At 47.2% G+C, this 22896-nt stretch carries 15 protein-coding genes; 14 read left to right on the forward strand and 1 reads right to left on the reverse strand.

Features of this window, described 5'->3' with window-relative positions; genetic code table 11:
- Position 1: 1 nt before the first annotated feature.
- From ACTJJ1_RS01510 to ACTJJ1_RS01565, 12 genes are all read left to right on the forward strand, one after another.
- Complete coding sequence (locus tag ACTJJ1_RS01510) at positions 2–2242, forward strand: N-acetylneuraminate synthase family protein (protein WP_440832102.1); 2241 nt, start codon at positions 2–4, stop codon at positions 2240–2242.
- Positions 2243–3481: a lipopolysaccharide biosynthesis protein gene (locus ACTJJ1_RS01515; RefSeq protein WP_440832104.1), complete on the forward strand. Its 1239-nt coding sequence runs from the start codon at positions 2243–2245 to the stop codon at positions 3479–3481.
- A complete protein-coding gene (locus ACTJJ1_RS01520) occupies positions 3478–3984 on the forward strand; it encodes an acyltransferase (RefSeq protein ID WP_041416845.1) in 507 nt (168 codons plus the stop codon). Before ACTJJ1_RS01515 ends, ACTJJ1_RS01520 begins: the two co-directional genes overlap by 4 nt.
- Positions 3985–4031: 47 nt before the next feature.
- Positions 4032–5048 (forward strand): polysialyltransferase family glycosyltransferase, encoded by a 1017-nt coding sequence (locus tag ACTJJ1_RS01525; RefSeq protein ID WP_004942397.1) that lies wholly within the window; start codon positions 4032–4034, stop codon positions 5046–5048.
- A gap of 30 nt (positions 5049–5078) precedes the next feature.
- The gene (locus ACTJJ1_RS01530; RefSeq protein ID WP_004942398.1) at positions 5079–6215 is read left to right on the forward strand and encodes a glycosyltransferase family 4 protein; all 1137 of its coding nucleotides are present in this window, start codon (positions 5079–5081) and stop codon (positions 6213–6215) included.
- A 2-nt stretch (positions 6216–6217) separates the two neighbouring features.
- On the forward strand, positions 6218–7552 hold the full coding sequence (locus ACTJJ1_RS01535; protein WP_004942399.1) for a hypothetical protein: 1335 nt from the start codon (positions 6218–6220) through the stop codon (positions 7550–7552).
- A gap of 26 nt (positions 7553–7578) precedes the next feature.
- The gene (locus ACTJJ1_RS01540) at positions 7579–8628 is read left to right on the forward strand and encodes a glycosyltransferase family 4 protein (RefSeq protein ID WP_004942400.1); all 1050 of its coding nucleotides are present in this window, start codon (positions 7579–7581) and stop codon (positions 8626–8628) included.
- Positions 8629–8754: 126 nt separating this feature from the next.
- On the forward strand, positions 8755–9912 hold the full coding sequence (locus ACTJJ1_RS01545; RefSeq protein ID WP_020453758.1) for a glycosyltransferase family 4 protein: 1158 nt from the start codon (positions 8755–8757) through the stop codon (positions 9910–9912).
- Positions 9913–9929: 17 nt separating this feature from the next.
- Entirely contained in the window at positions 9930–11345 is a 1416-nt protein-coding gene (locus ACTJJ1_RS01550) for a mannose-1-phosphate guanylyltransferase/mannose-6-phosphate isomerase (protein ID WP_004942403.1), read from the forward strand.
- Between the two features lie 63 nt (positions 11346–11408).
- Positions 11409–12788 (forward strand): phosphomannomutase CpsG, encoded by a 1380-nt coding sequence (cpsG, locus tag ACTJJ1_RS01555; RefSeq protein ID WP_004942405.1) that lies wholly within the window; start codon positions 11409–11411, stop codon positions 12786–12788.
- 59 nt (positions 12789–12847) lie between these two features.
- Entirely contained in the window at positions 12848–14281 is a 1434-nt protein-coding gene (gene wbaP, locus ACTJJ1_RS01560; RefSeq protein WP_041417329.1) for an undecaprenyl-phosphate galactose phosphotransferase WbaP, read from the forward strand.
- 228 nt (positions 14282–14509) lie between these two features.
- Positions 14510–15835 carry a cellulase family glycosylhydrolase gene (locus ACTJJ1_RS01565; RefSeq protein ID WP_004942410.1) on the forward strand — a complete coding sequence of 442 codons (1326 nt, stop codon included), beginning with the start codon at positions 14510–14512 and terminating at the stop codon, positions 15833–15835.
- Between the two features lie 284 nt (positions 15836–16119).
- On the opposite strand, the gene ACTJJ1_RS01570 is transcribed toward ACTJJ1_RS01565, so the two are convergent.
- A complete protein-coding gene (locus ACTJJ1_RS01570) occupies positions 16120–19080 on the reverse strand; it encodes a DUF4214 domain-containing protein (RefSeq protein ID WP_440832109.1) in 2961 nt (986 codons plus the stop codon).
- 660 nt (positions 19081–19740) lie between these two features.
- On the opposite strand from ACTJJ1_RS01570, the gene ACTJJ1_RS01575 reads away from it, so the two are divergent.
- Positions 19741–21507: a type I secretion system permease/ATPase gene (locus tag ACTJJ1_RS01575; RefSeq protein WP_004942413.1), complete on the forward strand. Its 1767-nt coding sequence runs from the start codon at positions 19741–19743 to the stop codon at positions 21505–21507.
- A gap of 56 nt (positions 21508–21563) precedes the next feature.
- Entirely contained in the window at positions 21564–22895 is a 1332-nt protein-coding gene (locus tag ACTJJ1_RS01580) for an HlyD family type I secretion periplasmic adaptor subunit (RefSeq protein ID WP_004942416.1), read from the forward strand.
- The last annotated feature ends 1 nt before the right edge of the window (position 22896 follow it).

Raw genomic sequence — 22896 nt, forward strand, 5'->3', positions numbered from 1 at the left:
AATGTTAATCCAGAAAAAAATATCCGATTTTTTGGTGTTTGAAACAGAAACAATCATTAAAGCATTGGAAAAAATCAACTCAAACAAAAAACGCATTATCTTCGTTGTTACTGAAGACGGCAAGTTATGCGGTTCCTTCTCAGATGGTGACTTCCGTCGTTGGATCACCAATGGTGATTTCGATCTGAGTCGCGAAATGTCTGAAGTGATGAACCAAAACGTCCGCTATAAAAAAGTTGATGCGCCGCGTACCGAAATCGACGCGCTGTTCACCAACGGCGTAGACGTTTTGCCACTGGTGGATGACTATCGTCGGCTGGTAGCTGTTGCGCTGCAGAGTGAGAAAGGTCTGACGATTGGTAAGCACACCATCACCGAGACATCTCCGAGCTACATCATTGCGGAAATTGGTAACAACCATAACGGTGATATCAAACTGGCTAAGCACCTGGTCGATCTGGCCGTTGATGCCGGCGCGGATTGCGTTAAATTCCAAATGCGCGATCTCAGTTCACTGTATAAAGGCGGAAACGATAAAGATAAGTCTGCCGACCTGGGCGCACAATATACCATTGACTTGCTGAGGAAATTCCAGCTTTCCAATGAAGATCTGATCGAGGTGTTCGATTACTGCAAAACCAAGGGCCTGACCCCGCTGTGTACACCATGGGATCTCAAAAGCCTTGAGGTTTTGGAAGAATACGGCATGGAAGGCTATAAAGTCGCTTCTGCTGACTTCACCAACCATGAAATGCTCGGTGCATTAGCTGCCACCGGCAAACCGTTGATTTGCTCCACTGGTATGTGTAGTGAAGCGGAAATCAAAAGTTCGGTCGAGTTCCTGAAATCCAAAGGTGCCGAGTTTGTTATTTTGCATTGCAACTCAACTTATCCGACGCCATTCAAAGATGTGAACCTGGCTTATATTAAACGATTGCAGCAAGTGACAGGTTGCCTGGTCGGTTATTCAGGTCATGAGCGTGGGATCTCTGTGCCAATCGCAGTAGCCGCACTCGGTGCGCGCGTGATCGAAAAGCATTTCACCATTGATAAATCGATGGAAGGCAATGACCATAAGGTCTCACTGCTACCACCTGAATTTAAAGAGATGGTTGTACGTATTCGTGAAGTTGAAGAATCCATGGGCCAGGCGGGCGAACGCGCCATCACTCAGGGTGAAATGATCAACCGCGAAACGCTGGCGAAAAGTCTGATCATCAACCGCGATTTGAAAAAGGGTGAAATCATCACTCGCGATATGGTTGAAGTGAAAAGCCCGGGCCAGGGATTACAGCCTCTGTATATGGAGCAACTGGTCGGCAAAAAAGCCAACCGTGACCATGAGAAAGGCGGTTACTTCTATGAGTCAGATCTGAACGATGTAGCGATTGAAGCCAAGGACTATGATTTTGATCGTCCTTTTGGTATTCCTGTTCGTTACCACGATTACAGCAAGCTGAAAAACAAATCCAACCTGGATTTCGTTGAGTTCCACTTGAGCTACCAGGATATGGAACTGGATCTGACGGAATTCTTCTCCGGCCCAGAAGACATTGGTTTTGCCGTACACAGCCCTGAGCTGTTTGCCAACGACCATATTTTGGATCTGGCGACCGACGACCCGGTTTACCTAGAGCATTCTATCAAGCAGTTGCAGCGTGTTTGCGATGTGACCCGCGCACTTAAGCAGTATTTCCCGAAAACTGAACGTCCGGTTATCGTTGTTAACGCCGGTGGATTCAATACTACGGGCTTCCTGCCAAAAGAATCTCGTCAGGCAATGTACGAGCGCATCGGTGTTGCATTGGGCCAGATTAATCAGGAAGGGGTGGAAATTATTATCCAAACCATGCCTCCATTCCCATGGCACTTTGGCGGGCAGAGCTACCACAACCTGTTTGTCGACCCGGATGAGATCAAGGCATTCTGCGAAAAATATAACTATCGCATCTGTTACGACACATCTCACTCGATGATGGCCTGTAACTACTATCAATGGGATCTCCATGAGTTCACCCAAAAAGTAGGGGCTTATACTGCACATATGCATATTGTTGATGCATTGGGTGTGGACGGTGAAGGGGTTCAGATTGGTAAAGGCGATGTGAACTTTGATGAACTTGCCGATGATCTGGTGCGCTATGCTCCAGGCGCGATGTTTATTCCAGAAGTCTGGCAAGGGCACAAAAATCAGGGAGAGGGATTCTGGCACGCACTTAACTTCCTGGAAAAGTATCTGTAAATGAGTAAAGTCATTATGGGCGCTGCGGCCTTGTCGATAGGGGATATTCTCGGCAAGGTCATAGGCTTCATCATACTGCCTTATTTAACAGCACACCTTGGCGCGTCGGGATACGGCGCGCTAACTCTGTATCTCTCCGTTATTCAGATGCTGATCATTTTCATTTCGTTTAGTGGTCAGGGTCTGTTGCCGGTCAAGTATATGCAAGAGGGGGAAGGGAGTTCCCTGGTGTTCCGCAGAGATAACATCACGTTGGCCTTGGCGTCGAGTGTGTTATTGGTAGCAATATTTTATGTTGTTACGCTAGTCGCAAATATATCCGTAAGTTTCAGTGATGGTTTTTTGGTAGTTCTGGCGTCTCTGGCGCAAGCCCTTAACTTTATCAATCTGTCGCATTTACGTATCAGCCAGACCTATAAGGTCGCTGCGATTGGACAGTTCTTGCTTTCTGCATTTAACGTCCTGTTTACGATCGCGCTTTTCGAGCTGATCGCAGCTACGCCGGGGCAGCGGTTGATAGCGATAGCGGCTTCGTTTTTCAGCATTCAGTTAGCCTATGAGTTCTTCGTTTACAAGAAAATCAAAGGTAAACGCACGGCACTTCAGCCTGTACGCCAACGCTATAAAGAAATTATCAATTATGGTGTATCCCTGCTGCCGCATCACGGCAGTTACTGGATAAAATCATCGATAGATCGGTTCTTTATTGCTCATTATATGAGTACCGCAGTAGTAGGGGTCTATGGTCTGGCATTTCAGCTTACCTCTATTGTGATGTTGTTCTTTGGGGTAATTAACCAGGCATTCCAGCCTTTCATATACCGAAAGCTGAAAGAAAAAGATTTCCGCGGTGTTGAACTTATTCAATATGGCTATACAGGCTTAGTGATTGTGTCCTGTATGATTTATTTCTTTATCATGCCATTTGTTTTCCCTTATCTCTTTAAGTCCGAGTTCAACCAAGCTATTTATTATTTCAATATTTTGTTGCCGGGAACCGCATTCCTTTCTATTTATTATATTTTTACGCACTCACTGTTCTATTACCGTAAAAATAAAATGATTTCGATTATTACAATGGGTTCGATGGTTACGCATTTAATCGGTATCTTTGTCATCACCATGACGGCAATAAAGGTTGAGTATTTCTGTTTTGTCTATGCGATATCCAGTCTTTTTGCCTGTGTAGCGACCTTCATTTATGGTAAACGACAGATCAGCATTGAGAGGGAAAGATGATAGCAAGTTTTAAACGATGGTTGAGAGGTCTAAGCAAACAGCGCTATCGTTCCAAAGTTATCAGGACTGCGGCGAAGTGTGGCCGAGATCCCAAAGTTAACTTTTTGACCATTGTTAATAATAAAACAACGTTGGGCAATAACTTCAATTCTAATGGCCTGACGGTAGTAGGTAAGGGTAGTGTCCTCATTGGCGATAACTTTCACTGTGGTTTTGGTTGTGTATTAATCACTGAAAATCATAATCATAATGGCACTGCTATCCCTTATGACCACACCTACGTGATTAAAGATACTCATATCGGAGACAATGTCTGGTTGGGTATAAATGTGATTATCCTACCTGGTGTAACCATCGGTGAGGGGGCTATTATTCAGGCCGGCAGCGTAGTGGTTAAAGATATTGAACCTTATGCGATCGCCGGGGGCCATCCAGCTAAGGCGTTTTCGCAGCGCGATGTTGATCATTATTTGCAGCTCAAAGCGGAAGGCAAGTTCCACTGAGTGATATGTGAAATTCGCATCAGTTACCAAAATCGGATATCAGAAATATGAGTAAGCACATTGCGTACATTGAATCGCCACTGCAGGCTTTTAACCTTATCGAATATCTTGATGCGAAGAACATTACCCTGGATTTGCTGATCGTGAACAAACGCTCAGCCAATTCATCATTAAATCATGGACAGATCGTTTATCTGTTGAGCATGATTAGGCATAAGACGTTGAAAACAATCGACGTTGAAGGCCATTTGGGGAATGTGCTGGATATCAGAAAAGAATTAAAGGGCGTTAATTCAGACGTCAGTGTGAAAGAACATGTCACCCTTATTGCTGGTGAATATCGTGCGAGAGTTTTTTGGATGCTGGCTCACAAGTTCCCAAAACGAAATATTGTTTTGTTGGATGACGGTACTGCCACGCTCAGGATCAAGCGCAGTAACAACCTCACTGCAAAAGGCATTGCGAAGTCGATTTTCCTTAAGTCTTTGGGTATGGCTAACAATGAGCGAGAGAAAATAACCTTCTTCTCGGTGTACGACATTGAGAAAAACATCGCTCTTAGAGATACGATAATTAAACATAATTATCAGAATTTTAAAGTGAAATTGGCAAATCTGCCTCAGGGTGGAAATAAAGTCTTCATCATAGGTACACCTCTTTACGAAGCCGGAGTGACCTCTGTTGACGATATCGAACTGACGCTGAAAATGATCGACGATCTCAAGCAGAGTCAGGAAGGCGTCGAATTGGTCTATATTCCACACCGCCGTGAGCGTGAAGAGAAAATTGATGCAATCAGGCAGCATGTAGAGGTACGGCGTCTGGATTTTCCGTTTGAAGTTTACCCGATCGTTGCGGGCGAAAACGTAACCTCAATTGCTGGTTTCTACTCGTCATTATATGACAATCTGATCAAGATCTATGATGAAAAAATAAAAATAACCGCTTACGTACTCGACGAAAAGGTGCTGTCGTCGGAATGGGTTAATTTTGTTGATGCGATTTATAAAAATTATGAGAACTATGAGAGTGCTGATATCACTCTGATTAAAGATAAATTTTGATTTTATAAATTATTCGGTGGTGGTCAATAAATGAAGATTGTTTTAATAAATACACTTTATGCTCCCTACAAGATTGGTGGCGCAGAGGTGTCCGTACAGATGCTGGCTGAAAGCCTGCAGAGCGCCGGGCACCAGGTGCGTGTATTTTGTCTTCATGAAGGCGATAAAATTAAACATGATTCACTTAACGGTGTAGGTATCGTTTACTTCCCGCTGAAGAATCTGTACTGGCCGTTCCAGAAGCAGGCTGCCGGCAAACTGCAGAAAGCGGCTTGGCACCTGCTGGATTCTTACAATCCGTTCATGACGCGTATGGTGCGCAATGAATTGCGTACTTTTTCCCCTGATGTAGTGCATACCAACAACCTGAGTGGTTTTTCTGTTGCGATATGGCGTGCGGCGAAAAAGTTGGGTGCCCGCGTAGTCCATACTACCCGCGACTATTACCTGTTCCATCCTAATGGGACTTTGTTCCAGCATGGGAAAAATATGGATGTAAAAGGTCGGACTGTGGCCATGACTTCCTATTTTAAGAAAAAAGCCAGCCAAAGCGTTGATGCTTTTGTCGGCATCAGCAAGTACATTTCGACACTGCACCAGGAAAATGGTTTTGCCCGTAACGCGCAGCATACCTATATCTACAACCCGGTAGCGGCTGTAGACTTTGTTCCGATCCCAAGCGAGAAGGTGAGAATAGGCTTTGTTGGCCGCTTGACCGAGGATAAGGGGTTTGATGAATTCTGTTCGCTGGCGAAGCAGGGCCTTCAGGATCCTGACGTGGAGTTTTATGCCGCAGGCCGCTTTAATAATGATGCCTCTGGCGAACAGATGAAGGCGTTGGCGGAAAAGTCTGGAGTCAAGTTGCTCGGTTTTATCAAAATTGAGGAGTTTATGGCACAGGTCGATGCGGTTGTACTGCCAACGCGTTGGAACGAGCCCTTTGGTCGTGCGGTTGCAGAATCTGCCATCTCTGGTAAAGTTGTCTATACCACTTTCAGCGGTGGAGTGACCGAAATCGCAACTTACTACGATAATATCTTTGAACTGACGGATTTCTCTATCGCTGGTGTGATTAGTGCTGTTAAAGAAAATAAAAATTCGCTGCGACGTTCGTTTTTTGAAATTGAGAAAATAGCCAGCAGTTACGAAAGTGTGTATAGAGGATAATAATGAAAGTATCTATAAAGTCGCTGGTGATATTTTTATTGTTAAGTTATTTAACGTTGGTTTCGATCAGCGGAATTATCACCGTAACTGCTTATATGTCAACGCGGTTGCTTTTATTGTATAAAGATTTTTTCGCAGTGGTTATACCTGTGTTCATATTGATTCTGCTGATATCGCGGAATCCAAAGGTTACACCTCAATTTCAGAGCGTCATTGTGCTTTTCTTCGCGATGATAGGTTTTTCTCTGATCTACATTTTACTCACCATGATTCATGGTCGCTTTAACTTCTTTCGCTCATTGGTGCAATTCCGTCTCGAATTGTTAACCTTCGCATCGTTTTTCTGTGGTGCCGTATTGATGCTGCTATCTCGTGAAGAGCGGCTTGATATACTGATGAAATTGGTAAAGTTTTATATTATCTTTGCCGTTATAAATGCATTATTTGCCATTGCAGAGTCAACTCTGGCCGGTGCGCTGTATGCAGTGATAGGTTACGACCCAGGTCCGCAGCTTACTCAGTTTGGTAAAGAATATGGCTTGGTGTTACGTACTATCCAGGGGCAGTTCCGTGCTTTTGGGCTACAGACCGGGCCATTCAGCCTTAGTGAATACCTCTTCTTCGCGCTGGTGCTTTCTCCTTTTGTCAGTCTCAAAAATAGAAAGAAATTCATTTTCCTTATTACGCTGGGCATCGTGTGCTCAACGTCGAAAACCGCCATTATTATGGCACTGCTGTATATTATGTTCCTGATGTCCAGACGCCTCTTCTCGCTGCGGTTTAGCCTGAATATTGTCACGCTGGCGACATTTGTGTTGGGAATGTTTTTCTATGTCACAACTACGAACTATGATGTTTATCAGGCCTTGTTCCCTAAAGAAAACGCCATTGCGGAAAACAGTATTCTTTTCCGAACCATGGGGATTGATAGTGTGAAGGCTGCACCAGAATACTCCTCATATATTGGCGCAGGTTATGCTGTTAACGGTAATGCCGTCGTTGGTGATGACAATAGCAACAGTATTCCTCTGGATAGTATGTATATTTACATGCTGTCAAATTATGGGAATGTGGGGATTATTTTCCTGGTGATTGTCGCCACCATTATTCTTGGTATCCTTTATCAGAAAGTGATCAGAGGAGGGTATGTCGGAGTTTATCTTTACTGGATGATATCGCTGTTAATGAACTTTGTTTACAACAATCCATTAACAAACTACCCGGGTTATCTTTTCCCAATCATCCTGACTATCCTGATCTTGTCGTTGAAAACGACCTCTGAGAGGGAACCTACCAGGAGTCACGTTTTAAATAAAATAAAACCGAGATACCGCTAGTCGAACTTCAAGGGGATAGCCTGACTATGATTTATGTTAACGCACGTTTTCTGACCCAGGATGTCACGGGCGTGCAGCGTTTTGCACAGCAAATTTGCCTGGCGCTAAATGCCCTGCGCAATGACGTTGTTTTTCTTTCCCCAAAGAATATCAAACACCATGACGTTGCCGAATTATTGAATGTCAAGATTATCGGCTCATCCACTGGACATCGGTGGGAACAGAAGGATTTGCCGGCCTATCTTGCTACGCAGGGAAAACCGCTGTTGTTGAACCTCGGCAATACGGCCCCTATTTTTTATCGGAACAAGATCGTCACTCACCACGATGTCACCTATAAACGTTATCCCCAGAGCTATTCCTGGAAGTTCCGTCTGCTCTATAACGTCTTTGTGCCGCTAATGTTGCGTAATAGCAAGATGTTGCTAACGGTGAGTGAATTCTCCAAAAAAGAGTTACATGAAACATACGGTTATCCGTTGGATGATATTCATGTTATCTATAATGCAGCAGGCAGTATTTTCTGCCCTAAAAAGAACGAGACGTTGGCACGCGATCCCTATCTGCTGGCGGTTTCCTCCCCCAATTACCATAAGAATTTCCATGGGTTGATTACTGCATTCAATCAGTGGGAAAACCGGGGTAAGGTAAGGCTCAAGATCATTGGTGCCGCTAACGCCAACTTCAACAACGTTACGCCGTCTTTAGCGACAACAGAAAATGTCGAGTTTACCGGACGCGTCAGCGATGAACAGCTGATTGAGCTATATTCTAATGCCCTGGCGTTTGTTTTTCCTTCATTCTACGAAGGTTTTGGTATTCCGCCGCTAGAGGCGCAGGCCTGTGGTTGCCCGGTGATTTCATCGAACAGTGCCTCTCTACCTGAAGTGCTTGGTGATAGCGCATTGTATTTTTCACCAGACAATACGAATGATATCACGGCCTGTATTAGCCGAATAACGAGTGATGATTCCCTTCGTCAACAGCTTATCCAGAGCGGATTTAACAATATAAAAAGATTTTCCTGGGCTATATCAGCAAACAAGATTAATGAGCTGATTAACACCCATCAGTGAATTCTCTAATTATTTATTGGATATATCCCACTCTTTCGGTGGTTAAATATATTCTATTTGTAGTTACAATAATGAACTGAAAAGATTTATGAAATTTCAGATTTATTTATCATTTTGGGGGATATAATGCCAAATGGAAATTTGAGCGTTGGCGTTGTTGCTGACTGGTTGGTAAGTTATGCCGGCGCTGAACGAGTGATAAAAGAGTTTATTGATCTATATCCTGATGCCGATCTTTATTCAGTTGTCGATTTTTTAAGTGATGAGTCGCGCGCCCAGTTTGCTGGCAAGCATGCCGAGACAACCTTTGTTCAAAACTTGCCCAAGGCCAAGACCGGTTATCAAAAATATCTGCCGCTTATGCCGTTGGCGATCGAGCAACTGGATGTTTCCAAACACGATCTGATTCTGTCGAGCAGTCACGCAGTAGCTAAAGGGGTTCTGACCGGTCCCGATCAGTTGCATATCAGCTATGTGCATTCGCCGATCCGCTATGCCTGGGATCTACAGCACCAGTATCTGCGGGAGGCCGGGCTTGATAAGGGTCTGAAGGGCAAGCTGGCGAAATGGTTACTGCATAAAATAAGAATGTGGGATTATCGCACGGCAAATGGCGTTGACCATTTTATTGCCAATTCGCATTTTATTGCCCGTCGTATCAAAAAAGTTTATGGCAGAGACGCTGATGTCATTTATCCTCCAGTGGACGTTAACCGTTTCACTGTCGAGGAAAATAAAGAAGACTTCTATTTTACTGCGTCACGAATGGTCCCCTATAAGCGAATTAACCTTATTGTAGAAGCTTTTTCTGCCATGCCAGACAAGAAACTGGTTGTTATTGGCGACGGTTCTGAAATGGCAAAAATAAAAAGTAAGGCCGGTAAGAACGTAGAAATTCTGGGTTTCCAGCCTAATGACGTTTTGCAAGATTATATGAAGCGTGCCAAAGCCTTCGTTTTTGCTGCAGAAGAAGATTTCGGTATTACTGTGGTTGAAGCGCAAGCCTGCGGAACGCCGATCATTGCCTTCGGAAAGGGCGGGTCATTGGAGACAGTCCGACCATACGGTGTTGATAACCCAACGGGCATCTTCTTTGATGAACAAAATACTGCCTCAATAATTCAGGCGGTGAATTACTTTGAGACGATTCAGGACAGGATTATTGCCGCAGATTGCCGTCTGCATGCGAACAAGTTCTCAGCGGAGCGTTTCCGTGACGAGTTGTCGAATTATGTTAATCAGAAATTGGCTGATTTTCAGTCGGCCAAGTCGATCACTTATTAAACTGTAGGAATTCGAAAATGAGTAATCTTTATCCAGTAATTATGGCCGGGGGAACAGGGAGCCGTTTATGGCCAATGTCACGTGAACTGTTTCCTAAGCAATTTTTAGCCTTATGTAACGAATTCTCGATGTTACAGACTACCGTTATGCGGTTGAAAGGGCTGGATATTATCGATCCTTTGGTGATCTGCAATGAAGAACATCGCTTCATCGTGGCGGAGCAACTGCGTCAGATCACTCGCCTTTCGCATAATATCATCCTGGAACCGGTTGGCCGTAATACAGCGCCCGCTATTGCATTGGCTGCGTTGCAAGCTACCGCCAATGGTGATGATCCGTTATTGCTTGTTTTGGCCGCAGACCATGTTATTCAGGACGAAGCAACCTTCCGGGATGCAGTTAATCAGGCAATCCCCTACGCGGAAGCCGGTAAGCTGGCGACTTTCGGTATCGTGCCTACGGGGCCGGAAACCGGATATGGCTATATTCAAAAAGGTACCAGCGTGGATGGTTCTACTATCTGTGGCGTATCTCGTTTTGTTGAAAAGCCTAACCTCGAAACTGCCCGGGAATACCTGAACAGCGGGCAGTATCTGTGGAATAGCGGTATGTTCCTGTTTAAAGCCAGTCGTTATTTGGAAGAGTTGGGTCGTTTCCGCCCGGATATTCTGGACGCTTGTCAAAAATCATTGGCGCACCTTTCACCAGATTTAGACTTTATTCGCGTAGATCGCGAATCCTTTGTGGCCTGCCCGGATGAGTCTGTTGACTATGCGGTCATGGAGCAGACTGCAGATGCAGTTGTTGTTCCACTGGACGCAGGCTGGAATGATGTCGGCTCATGGTCGGCGCTGTGGGAAATTAGCGAGAAGGATATCAAAGGCAACTCGACCTTTGGTGACGTGTTGGAGCACGACTGTTCAAATAACTACATCCGCGCTGAGCACAAACTGGTGGCAACTGTCGGCGTAGATAATCTGGTCGTGGTTGAAACTAAAGATGCCGTGCTGATCGCTAATAAAGATAAAGTGCAGGACGTCAAGGAAATCGTTAACCAGCTCAAAAAACAACAGCGTTCCGAAAGCAAGCAGCACCGTGAAGTTTATCGTCCATGGGGCAAACACGATGCGATTGCACAAGGCGATCGCTTCCAGGTGCGTCGTATAACCGTTAAGCCAGGCGAGAAGCTATCTTTGCAGATGCATCATCACCGTTCAGAGCACTGGGTCGTGGTGTCGGGGACTGCAAAAGTCAATACCAACGGCAAGATGCAGCTGATCAGTGAAAATGAGTCCATTTATATTCCATTGGGTGTTGAGCATTCTCTGGAGAATCCAGGGAAAATACCTTTGGATTTGATTGAAATTCAGTCCGGTGCGTATTTAGGTGAAGATGACATCGTACGTATCGTCAATGCAGAACAGCACAATTAATTATTTTTCGCTGCGGGTCTTCCGCAGCGCTATCATATTTTATTTCGGTTAAGGATTTTACCAATGTCTAAAACATTAACTTGCTTTAAAGCTTATGATATTCGTGGCCGCCTTGGCGAAGAACTGAACAACGATATTGCCTATCGCATCGGGCGTGCGTATGGCGAATTCTTGAAACCGAAAAGCGTTGTGGTTGGTGGCGATGTTCGGCTGACCAGTGAAGAGCTTAAGTTGGCGTTGGCCGATGGTTTGCGTGATGCGGGAGTTGATGTACTGGATATCGGGTTGAGTGGCACTGAAGAAATTTATTTCGCCACTTTCCATTTGGGTATCGATGGTGGTATCGAAGTGACGGCGAGCCACAACCCGATGGATTATAACGGGATGAAACTGGTCCGTAGCCAGGCCAAGCCAATCAGTGGTGATACCGGTCTGCGGGATATACAGCGCTTGGCTGAGGCTAACGAATTCGCGCCAGTAGTTGAGGCGCAGCGTGGCGGTTATAAGCAGATTTCTGTTGAAAAAGAGTATGTGGATCATCTGCTGGGCTACATCGATCCCGCTAAGCTGAAACCGCTCAAGTTGGTGATCAACTCAGGAAACGGCGCTGCAGGTCATGTCATTGACGCGATTGAAGCACGTTTTAAACAGCTTGATGTTCCTGTGGAGTTTATCAAGGTACATCACCAACCGGATGGCAATTTCCCTAATGGGATCCCTAACCCACTGCTGCCGGAGTGCCGTGAAGACACTGCTCAGGCAGTGCGCAAACACCAGGCAGATATGGGGATCGCGTTTGATGGCGATTTCGACCGCTGTTTCTTGTTCGATGCAGATGGCGGTTTTATCGAAGGGTACTATATTGTAGGTTTACTGGCTGCAGCGTTCCTTGAGAAGGAAGCGGGTGCGAAAATCATTCACGATCCCCGCCTAAGCTGGAACACCATCGACGTAGTTGTCCAGGCGGGTGGGGTACCGGTGATGTCCAAAACTGGTCATGCATTCATTAAAGAGCGTATGCGTTTAGAAGATGCCGTGTATGGCGGTGAAATGAGTGCTCACCATTATTTCCGTGAATTCTCATACTGCGATAGCGGCATGATCCCATGGTTACTGGTAGCGGAACTGTTGAGTATTAAAAACCAGTCGTTGAGTCAGATGGTCGAACAACGTATGGCAACCTATCCGGCTTCTGGGGAAATCAACAGCCACCTCGACGATCCTAAAGCGGCGATTGAGCGCGTATTGGCGAGTTATCAGGCGCAGGCATCGGTCTTTGATACTACGGATGGCATCAGTCTTGAGTTCGATAACTGGCGTTTTAACCTGCGGAGTTCTAATACTGAGCCCGTCGTCCGATTGAATGTGGAGTCTCGTGGGGACGTCGCTCTTATGCAGGAAAAAACAGATGAAATTCTGACAATCTTGCGCAAGAAAGCATGAAAGGTAAGTATCTGACAAAAAGCTTCAGTGAAAACAATTCATATAACGTGGAAAAATCGATGAAGCAGACTAAAGGGCTGTTCAGTAATATGGCATCAAAGTTGATGCTGGCAGCGTCAGATATACTGTTCTTCAACCTTGCTGTTTATCTGGCGTATTTTATCATTCATAAAGTGATGGGGGGGCTGGATGGGTTTGTCCCGCCTGAGGAATTCGGCGTCCGAGTATTGGCGCAGTTTATCCTTTCTCTGCTTTGTGTATTTTGGTTTTGGACTCGTTTACGTCACTATACCTATCGCAAGCCGTTCTGGTTTGAATTGAAGGAAGTGATCCGAACTCTGTTCATTTTTGCCATCCTGGATCTGGCCCTGGTTGCTTTCTCCAAGTGGCATTTTTCACGTTATATCTGGATGTTTTCCTGGGGAATAATGATTGTTCTGGTTCCCCTTGGGCGTGCTCTGACCAAAAAGCTGCTGAATAAGTTAGGTTTATGGAAAAAGCAGACGATTATTATCGGTTCCGGCAAGAACGCATTCGAGGCTTATGCTGCCTTGCAGAGCGAAGAGGTCATGGGGTTCGATGTAGTTGCTTTCGTTTGTACCGAAACGCCCTGTGAGGATCACTATTTCGGTGTGCCGGTTATCAATAGTGAACAAGCTTTATGGGATTGCGTCGATACTGAAAATACTCAGTTTATTGTTGCCCTTGAGTTTGAACAGCATGCATTGAGAGACTGGTGGCTGAAAAATCTGGCAAAACACGACTGCAGGTCTGTTTCAGTGATTCCGACGCTGCGCGGCGTGCCTTTATACGGAACCGACATGAGTTTTATCTTCAGTCATGAAGTTATGATCCTGCGGGTAAATAATAATCTGGCCAAGCGTTCATCGCGCTTTATCAAGCGAGCCTTCGATATTTTTGGTTCGTTGGCAATCATGATTATGTTGTCTCCGATATTGTGCATTCTGGCTATTTTGGTGTCGCGAGACGGTGGGAAACCAATTTATGGTCATGAACGCGTCGGCCATAATGGCAAGAGATTTAAATGTCTTAAATTCCGCTCGATGGTGCTGAATTCTAAAGAGGTTCTAGAAGAACTCTTGGCTCGAGATCCTGAGGCGCGCGCCGAATGGGATAAAGACTTTAAGTTGAAATGCGATCCGCGCATCACTCGGGTGGGAGCGTTTATTCGCAAGACCAGCCTGGATGAGTTACCGCAGCTATGGAACGTGTTCCGTGGGGAGATGAGCCTGGTAGGACCTCGGCCAATCATTGAGGCAGAACTGGAACGTTATGCTGGTGATGTTGATTATTACCTGATGGCCAAGCCTGGCATGACCGGTCTGTGGCAGGTCAGCGGGCGTAATGACATCGACTACGATACCCGCGTGTATTTTGATTCCTGGTACGTCAAAAACTGGGCGCTGTGGAATGACATTGTCATTTTGTTCAAGACTATCTCTGTGGTTTTGAAGCGCGATGGCGCTTACTGAGTTCTGATACAAAAGCACAAGCATGGACAACCTTCGTGGGCCTTTGCCTGCGAAGGTTGTTTTTTTTGTGTTGTTCGAAGTATTGAGATATTCGATTTAAGAAACGTTGATTTTTTAGTGCTACGATTTTTGAGTAAGATCTGTTTTTTGCCAGTGGCGGAGAGGGAGTCTCGATTTCTCTGGGGCATGGGTAACCGTTTGATTTCCATCTGTAGTTGGAGGTAAATTTTGACTAGCGTATTTTGTAAGCAGAGTTTGATAGGTGGTAAAACGAAACTGCTGGCCTATGCCATTTTGCCATTGATGCTGTTCAGCAACTATGCGGCTGCTTTTGAGGTTGGGATTCATTCACATTTTCGCTGGTACCCGAAGGATCCGGACAACTATCTAGAGTTGATAAAGCGTTATGGCTTTACTTCCTATCGTGCGGATTTTCCCTGGGGAGGGTTAGAGCAGCAAAAAGGGCAGTATGCCATTACCGGCAATATGCAGAAGGCCGATCAAGCATTTAATGACGGGCCTAACTATGGTTTGAACGGGTTGTTGGTATTGGCTTATGGCAATAAGCTTTACGATCCATCAGGTTATCCGACAACACCGGAAGCGATTAATGCCTTCGCCAACTATGCTTATTGGACGGCGTCAAAATACAAAGGCAAAATCAAATATTACGAAATCTGGAATGAATGGACAAATGCCACGGCGATTAAACCGAAACCGCGTAATCCGCCTCCGCCAGAGGTTTTTGTCGCACTGGTTAAAGCAACGGCAGCCGCAGTCAAAAAAGCGGATCCTAATGCGATTGTCATGACGGGGTCTGCCAACCCGACAGGGACGCGTGATCCTTCCTGGGTTGATAAGATCGTCAAATTGGGCGTGCTTAATTACGTCGATGGTCTATCCATTCATCCATATTCATACGGTAATGACAATTATGCCGTGCGGGCGCCTGAGGGCAATCTCGGAGTAATAGACCAATTTGAGGCCAGGCTTTCCAAAGCCGCAGGCCGTGATGTACCTATCTATATTACCGAGGTAGGAGTGCCGACCTATGAGGGTAAGGGAGGGTTGTCGAAAGACCTGGCTGCACAGTATATCGTGAAGTATACCTTCCTGGCGAAATCGCGGCCGTATATCAAAGGCGTGTGGTGGTATGATCTACTCGACGATGGGGATAATCCGAAGATTAATGAACATCGCTTTGGTTTGTTGACCCGTGACGGTCAGCCGAAGCCATCGATGCTGGCTTTCAGTAAAGTGGCTGATATTGCCCGCTCGTATACGGTAGAGAAATATCAGGCTTTACCAGGAGGGAAAATCTCTATTGCACTGAAAGGCAATAATCAACATGCGATGTTGTTCTGGCAGGAAAAACCGGTAACGCAGCCATCCAGTGGAATTGCTTCGAGCCTGCGTAGTTTGATGTCTAGTGATACGGCTCAGCAGCAGCAGAAGGCCACGCCATTGAAAGAGTTGCAGGGTAATACCGCCATACCTGATGGCGATGTCCCGGTAATGATGCGCTCCAACTCACCGATTAGCTCGCCCTGGTAATCACAGCGGCGGCAGATAACTGTTTGGATAAGGTTCGTTGAATCTTGTCTCTCGTGAAAATCCGGAAACGCCTTCGTTTTCGGATTTTTTTTTGCCTTTACGCCACTGCCATTACCGGCCATCCCCAGCCAGCAATATCCTCTTTTGACATTCTCTTGCTCGCTCTGAGCCTTTCGCTTCCCCCGGATAATAAAAAATGCCGGTCAGGATTAACTGGCCGGCATTTAAATTACTTACTCATATCCTTCAACAGCTGGCGACTCTCACGAAAAGGGCTAGCACCCTTAAGCGTAGTGCAGAGTATCAATCAGTTGTTGGTGGTTTTGACCAGTCAGGTAAACAACGCTGTCGTTGGTATCCAGAGTGTGGTTATCGTTATTATCGATAATCACATAGGAGCTGGCGTTATTGCCTGTTCCGCCGAACACCACAGATGCCACACCGACTTTAGCGGTCAGTGAGTTACTGCTGTCCAGGCCGAGGATACCACCCAGCAGCCCGATAACGCCGTTGGTCAGACCGCCAACCAGCGTACCCAGCAGAGCATCCAGAGTATCGGAAGCACGGGTGCCGTAATCCGCCACCGCGGTGCCGCTGGTATCGCCGGAAATGGTCAATGCAGAAGCAACGTCGACAATTTTGTCTTTGGTGCTGTCAAAGTCGGTGATGGTAATACCAGCCTGAGTATTACTGGCCTTGGCTTCGAAGGTATTTACACCACTGCCGCCGGTCAACGTGGTATTGCCGATCGCCGCCAGGTTGTCGGCAGCTGTGGAGCCTTCCACCGTCAATTGATAGCCATTCAGACCCAGGGCAGTCAGAACCGGCGCCAGCAACGCGGTAGTGACAGCACTCAGTGGCAGAATGTTCAGCAACTGAACGATGATACCGTCGCCGGTACCGCCGTGGCTTGAATCAAGATTCAGGCCGCCAGTGTTGGCCGATGCATCGATATCACGGACGTTGCTGTAACCACTACCCAGAGTCAGATCAAGCAAATGATCGCCGGTAACGGTGATGTTTTGTACCTGAGCATTGGTCCCGGTCAGCGACAAAATATTGTCAAAGTTACCGGTACCACCGGAAGCGATGTTCACGTCGGTTAATGCCGTTGGGAACAACAGGCTACTGCTGCTGTTCAACGCCAGAGAGCCTGCGTTCACATCCGAAGAACTTGTAGCGGTAAAATTAACATCAAAGTGATTGGTCGCATTCTGCAGGAAAGTAATTTCCACGCTGCTTGCCGCAGTCGCATTACCCGTAACTTCCAGTTGGGCCGAACTGCCCCCGGCGGCATTAATCACTTTCACCGCTTCGGCCAGGCCAGAGAGTACGAAGCCTTGTGAACCGATGTTGGAGGTTGCAGCCTGATTGATCGTGGTGCTAAGAGTCCCTGTCAGGCTTGATTCTGAGATGGCATTACCGGTTAATACGCCAAAATCAAAGGTATGGTTTGCCGCAGTGGATCCGCTGCTTACCGTTGCCTTGCCGATATAACCCGCCAGATCCAACTTCTCGAAATTGCTGAACTGTGAAGAGTTGCTGGTAATAGTCGCAGTACGAGTAAGGGTGTTGCCTGACATCACGACGTTTTTGGTAATAAAGTTGGCGGAGATAGTATCAATACCAGCGCCACCGTCGCCGGAAACGCCTGCACCTACGGTATTAGCACCGCCAACAGCAGCATTGCCCAACCATTTCAGCGAGTCATTCCCTGCGCCCAGATTGAAATCACCGGTAGCGGTAGCGACAGCCGCCGTAGCGGTAACCAGCACATCATCCGCGCCGGAGCTGGCGTTAAGGATTACGTTGCCGTTATTCACGGTGATATCAACACCCGGGTTAACCCCGTTGTCTGACAGGTTAACCGTTGCTGCGCTGGTGCCGTTAATGGTGAGATTCGCCAGATGATCGGCGAACTTCAGGTTAACGACGCTGGCGGCATTGGCGGCAAGCAGGACATCGGTCAATACCGCAGTTTCTGCATTACTGATCTGATGTGAAGCCCCGGTATTAACCGTTCCGGTAGCGTTGCCACCAGCCGCTGTTGTGCTCAGAGAGGCCGCAGTTTTGTACAACAAGCTGGTGCCGATATCAAATTCAAACCCGTGTTGCTGGGTCAGGGTTGCTGCATCTGTCGCCACGGATCCACGCAGGTCGTTAATGATGGCCTGGGTAATTGTCGTTTTGTCGCCCAATGCGCCGTAACTGGTTAATTGCGCTGCAGTGGCAGCAACGCCGTGCACCAAAGTAAAGACGTGTTGAACGAAGGCATCACCGGTCAGCTGGCCGCCTTTTTTCTGCGATTCAGCAGAATTGATCAACGTAGTGATAACCTGTGCGTAGGTCTTACCGGCAAAAAGTTGCTTGCTCCAGGTATCCAGACCTGCTGAGTCAACGCCGCGGCCCGGGACGCCCAGATAGATTGCTGCCACTTGCTCCTGGAGGTTCAGTGCCGGCAGTTCACCTGGTTGCCAAACGTGAGTAGCTGCCTGGAAATGTTGTTGAGCCGTGATATCACCGGCAGCAACGGTACCTTTCAAGGCATTAATCACCTGTGCAACCACGTCACCGCGTGTTGAACCGCCGCTTAGCAGTGCAAGATAGCTGTTGCTTTCGGCGGTAGTCGGCGCGCGTTCATAGCTGTTTTGGAAAAGGGCGTTGATGAAAGCGCTGTCACTCAGCGTTTTCAATGGGCTGGAGTTGACAAAAGTCTGCGCGATGGCTGCGAGAGTTTTTCCGCCCTGGGCCAGTACCGTCCCCCAATAGGTGATGCCGTCTTGCGTTTGCGTCAGACCGACAACGTGGAAGATGCCCTGCACATCAGCTGCGCCGGCAGAAGAGGCCGTCGATGCGACCGGGAACAGGGATTTTTCAACTTTGGTTTCAAAGACGCTTTGTTGCGATAACAGTGTTGAATCAAAGCCATTGTAATCCAGCACATCAAAAATAACTTTCGCAACTACGGATGCCGTTGTTGGGCTGCCTGCTAACAGATCGGCCAAAACTTGACTGGTGGGGGCACTGCCATGCACTGACGTGTAGATGGTAGTGACAATTTCAGATGCCGTGCGGCCGTTCAGGCTGGCTGTACCTGCAATGAACTTTTGGGCAACTTGTTCAAGTGAAAGGGCAGAAGTCTCGATTTTCTGTGAATAGTAATCTAAACCCGCAGTATCAATGTTCTTTCCGGAAATGGCTAAAAATAAAGCCGCTGCTTTTTGCTGTGATACTAATGTGGCCATACGTTACCCCTTTGGATGTACCCATATCAATCGTCATAAGTATGTCGTGACCTTGCTCCACAACCGTTAACAGGAAGAGATTCGGTCGAATTTTTAGTGTTAACGCATGCAAAAACAGCGACATATAAAGATGGCGCATGAATAGCAATTTTTGTTTTCGCAATTTAAGGAAAGGAGCTAACGGGTATTTTGTCAAGGTGGTAGGATTTTTTTTATTTATTTGCCATGTAACTATTCCTAAATGTCCATGGAAGTAATAACTTATGCTCTTTACATATTGATTGTATATGGTTTTTTGTTAATGATAAAAGTTCATAATTAAGCGTTAAGTATAGTTATCATTAGATATCTAATTATTGTTTTATCGGAAGATTATATTGAAAAATAGAGGTTGCAGGCAGTAAAAGCCATATAGTAACTAATGGTTTGTTTTTGCGTGGCGCGAGATGATATAATTATTTGTTTTAAAACATAAAAAAATGACAGGCATGCCACAGTTTTTTTTTGCTTTGTACCTTGCTGATATTGGGTTTATGTATCTATAGTTAATAAAAAATTGGCTGCAGTCTTGAGCAGGTTTGGGGTGATTATCGTATAGGGCATTTTCCATACGAATCAATGCGGATTTGGCTGACAGTGCGGGTGAAGTAAGGAAAGAAAGTGAATCAATTTATACCGCGTAATGAAATTGCGGATGTTATACGGACACGCAGTAAAATTTTCTGGACCGTTGGCATATTTACCGCATTCATCAATCTATTAATGCTAGTTCCCTCTATCTATATGTTGCAAGTCTACGATAGGGTACTTCCTTCACGTAATGAAATAACCTTGCTGATGTTAACGCTGATTATGCTGGGTATGTTCGGCATGATGGCGTTATTAGAGTATGTCCGCAGCATGGTGGTTATCCGTATTGGCAGCCAGTTGGATATGCGCTTGAATACCCGTATTTATACTGCGGCGTATGAGGCAAATCTTAAAAATGGTTCTTCGGATGCAGGACAGATGCTGGGCGATTTAACTACCGTTCGCCAATTCCTTACCGGTAGCGCTTTATTCGCTTTCTTCGATGCGCCCTGGTTCCCGATCTATCTGCTGGTTATTTTCCTGTTCAACCCTTGGCTTGGCTTGTTTGCGCTGGTGGGATCGCTGTTGTTGATCGCTCTGGCGGTTGTCAACGAAATGGTTTCCAAGAAGCCTTTGGGCGAAGCGAGCAAGCTGTCAATCATGTCCAGCAGCCTGGCGAGCACCAACTTGCGTAATGCCGAGGTGATCGAGGCATTGGGCATGTTGCCTAATCTTAAACATCGTTGGTTTACATTGCACCAACGCTTCCTCAATAGCCAACGTGTGGCCAGCGAACGTGCCACCACCGTTACTTCAATCACCAAGTTTGTTCGTCTCTCGCTGCAATCATTGGTACTGGGGCTGGGCGGCTGGCTGGCGATTGATGGCCACATTACCCCCGGAATGATGATTGCCGGTTCGATTCTCATGGGGCGCACGCTGGCACCTATCGAACAGGTGATCAACGTCTGGAAAAGCTGGAGCTCAGCCAAGCTCTCCTATCAACGCCTGGTAAAATTGCTTGATAAGCACCCGCCGCGCGGGTTGGGCATGTCGTTGCCTCGACCTGTAGGCGTTATCTCGGTAGAAGGCGTAACCGCCACGCCACCGGGTTCCAAAGCCGACGCGGTATTGCATAACGTCAGCTTTGCCATTCAACCGGGCGACGTGCTGGGGATTATTGGGCCAAGCGCTTCCGGTAAGTCCACATTGGCGCGCTTGCTGGTTGGCATTTGGCCGGTAAGCGAAGGCATTGTACGGCTTGATAACGCCGATATTTATCAATGGAACAAAGACGAGTTGGGGCCGTATATCGGCTACCTGCCGCAGGACATTGAATTGTTCGCCGGCACCATTGCCGAGAATATCGCGCGTTTTAACGCTATCGATTCAGAGAAAGTGATTGAGGCCGCCAAACTGGCTGGTGTGCATGAACTGATTCTGCGTTTCCCTAATGGTTATGATTCGGTCATAGGCAACGGTGGCGCAGGGCTCTCTGGTGGGCAGAAGCAGCGTATTGGGCTGGCGCGTGCGTTGTATGGCGATCCTTCCCTGATCGTGTTGGATGAACCTAACTCCAACCTGGATGATGCCGGTGAAAAGGCGCTGAATCAGGCGATTCTGTTCCTTAAGCAACGTAATAAAACGGTGATTCTGATTACCCATCGAACCAATCTGCTGTCGATGACCAGCAAATTGTTGTTGCTGGTGAACGGTACCGTCAATGCATTTGGCCCAACTCAGCAGGTATTGCAGGCGCTGGCGAATGCTCAGAAAGCGCAGACTCCACAGCAGGCGGTTCGCGCAGTCAATTCCGAGCCGGACGAAGGCAATATCCCAAAAACTCAAATTAATTAAGCTGTGAACTTGCCGGGCGGCGCTGAAATGCGTCGTCTGCAGTCAAAGGAGTTGGTATGTCTACGCACATTGGTGAGCCGCAAGACTCGTATTCAGAGCAGATCCCCCAGGATGAGCGGCGTTTCACCCGCATGGGATGGTTAGTGGTTGGGATTGGCCTGTTTGGCTTTCTCGCTTGGGCAGCATTTGCGCCGTTGGACAAAGGGGTTGCGGCACCCGGGTCCGTTACCGTCTCCGGCAACCGTAAAACGGTACAAGCGCCAGCCAGTGGCATCATCACAAATATCGCCGTTAAAGAAGGCGACAAGGTTAAAGCCGGCGAGGTGCTGGTGCAATTGAGCCAGGTGCAAGCACTGGCTCAGGTCGCTTCGCTGCGGGACCAGTACTACACCACGCTGGCTTCGGAAGGGCGGTTGCTCGCCGAGCGAGATGGGTTAACCAAAGTCACTTTCTCCCCCGTTTTTGAGCAAATCAAAGATCAGCCACGTGTGGCCGAAATTATTGCATTGCAAACACAGTTGTTTTCTTCCCGGCGCCTGGGGCTGCAAAGCGAAATCGACGGCTATAAGCAGTCAATGGATGGCATGCGTTTCCAATTGAAAGGCCTGCAGGACTCACGGGTTAACAAACAGATTCAGCTTTCGAGTCTGCGCGAGCAGATGAACAGCATGAAACAGCTGGCTGCGGACGGCTATTTGCCGCGTAACCGCTATCTGGAAGTTCAGCGCCAGTTTGCCGAGGTGAACAGCAGTATCGATGAAACCGTTGGGCGGATTGGCCAAGTGCAAAAACAATTGCAGGAGTCTCAGCAGCGGATCGATCAACGCTTTGCCGATTATCAGCGTGAGGTCAGAACCCAGTTGGCGCAGACCCAAATGGATGCCAGTGAGTTCAGAAATAAGCTTGAGATGGCAAATTTTGATCTCGGCAATACGGCCATCACTTCGTCGGTGGATGGCACCGTGGTCGGATTAAGCATCTTTACTCAGGGGGGCGTCGTGGGAGCGGGTGACCACCTGATGGACGTTGTACCCAGCCAGGCTACGCTGGTGGTGGATTCTCGCCTCAAGGTAGAGCTGGTCGATAAAGTGTACAACGGGTTGCCGGTGGATTTGATGTTTACCGCCTTCAACCAAAACAAGACCCCGAAAATTCCGGGTACGGTGACGTTGATTTCCGCCGATCGGCTGGTGGACAAGGCCAACGGTGAACCCTACTACCAGATGCAGGTCACGGTAACGCCAGAAGGCATGAAGATGCTGAGTGGGGAAGACATCAAACCGGGTATGCCTGTTGAGGTGTTCGTGAAGACGGGGTCGCGTTCGCTGTTGAGTTATCTGTTTAAACCCATTTTGGATCGCGCTCATACTTCTTTAACCGAGGAATAAT

Origin of the sequence: Serratia sp. 22264 (assembly GCF_052045345.1) — a bacterium.
GTDB lineage: Bacteria > Pseudomonadota > Gammaproteobacteria > Enterobacterales > Enterobacteriaceae > Serratia > Serratia plymuthica.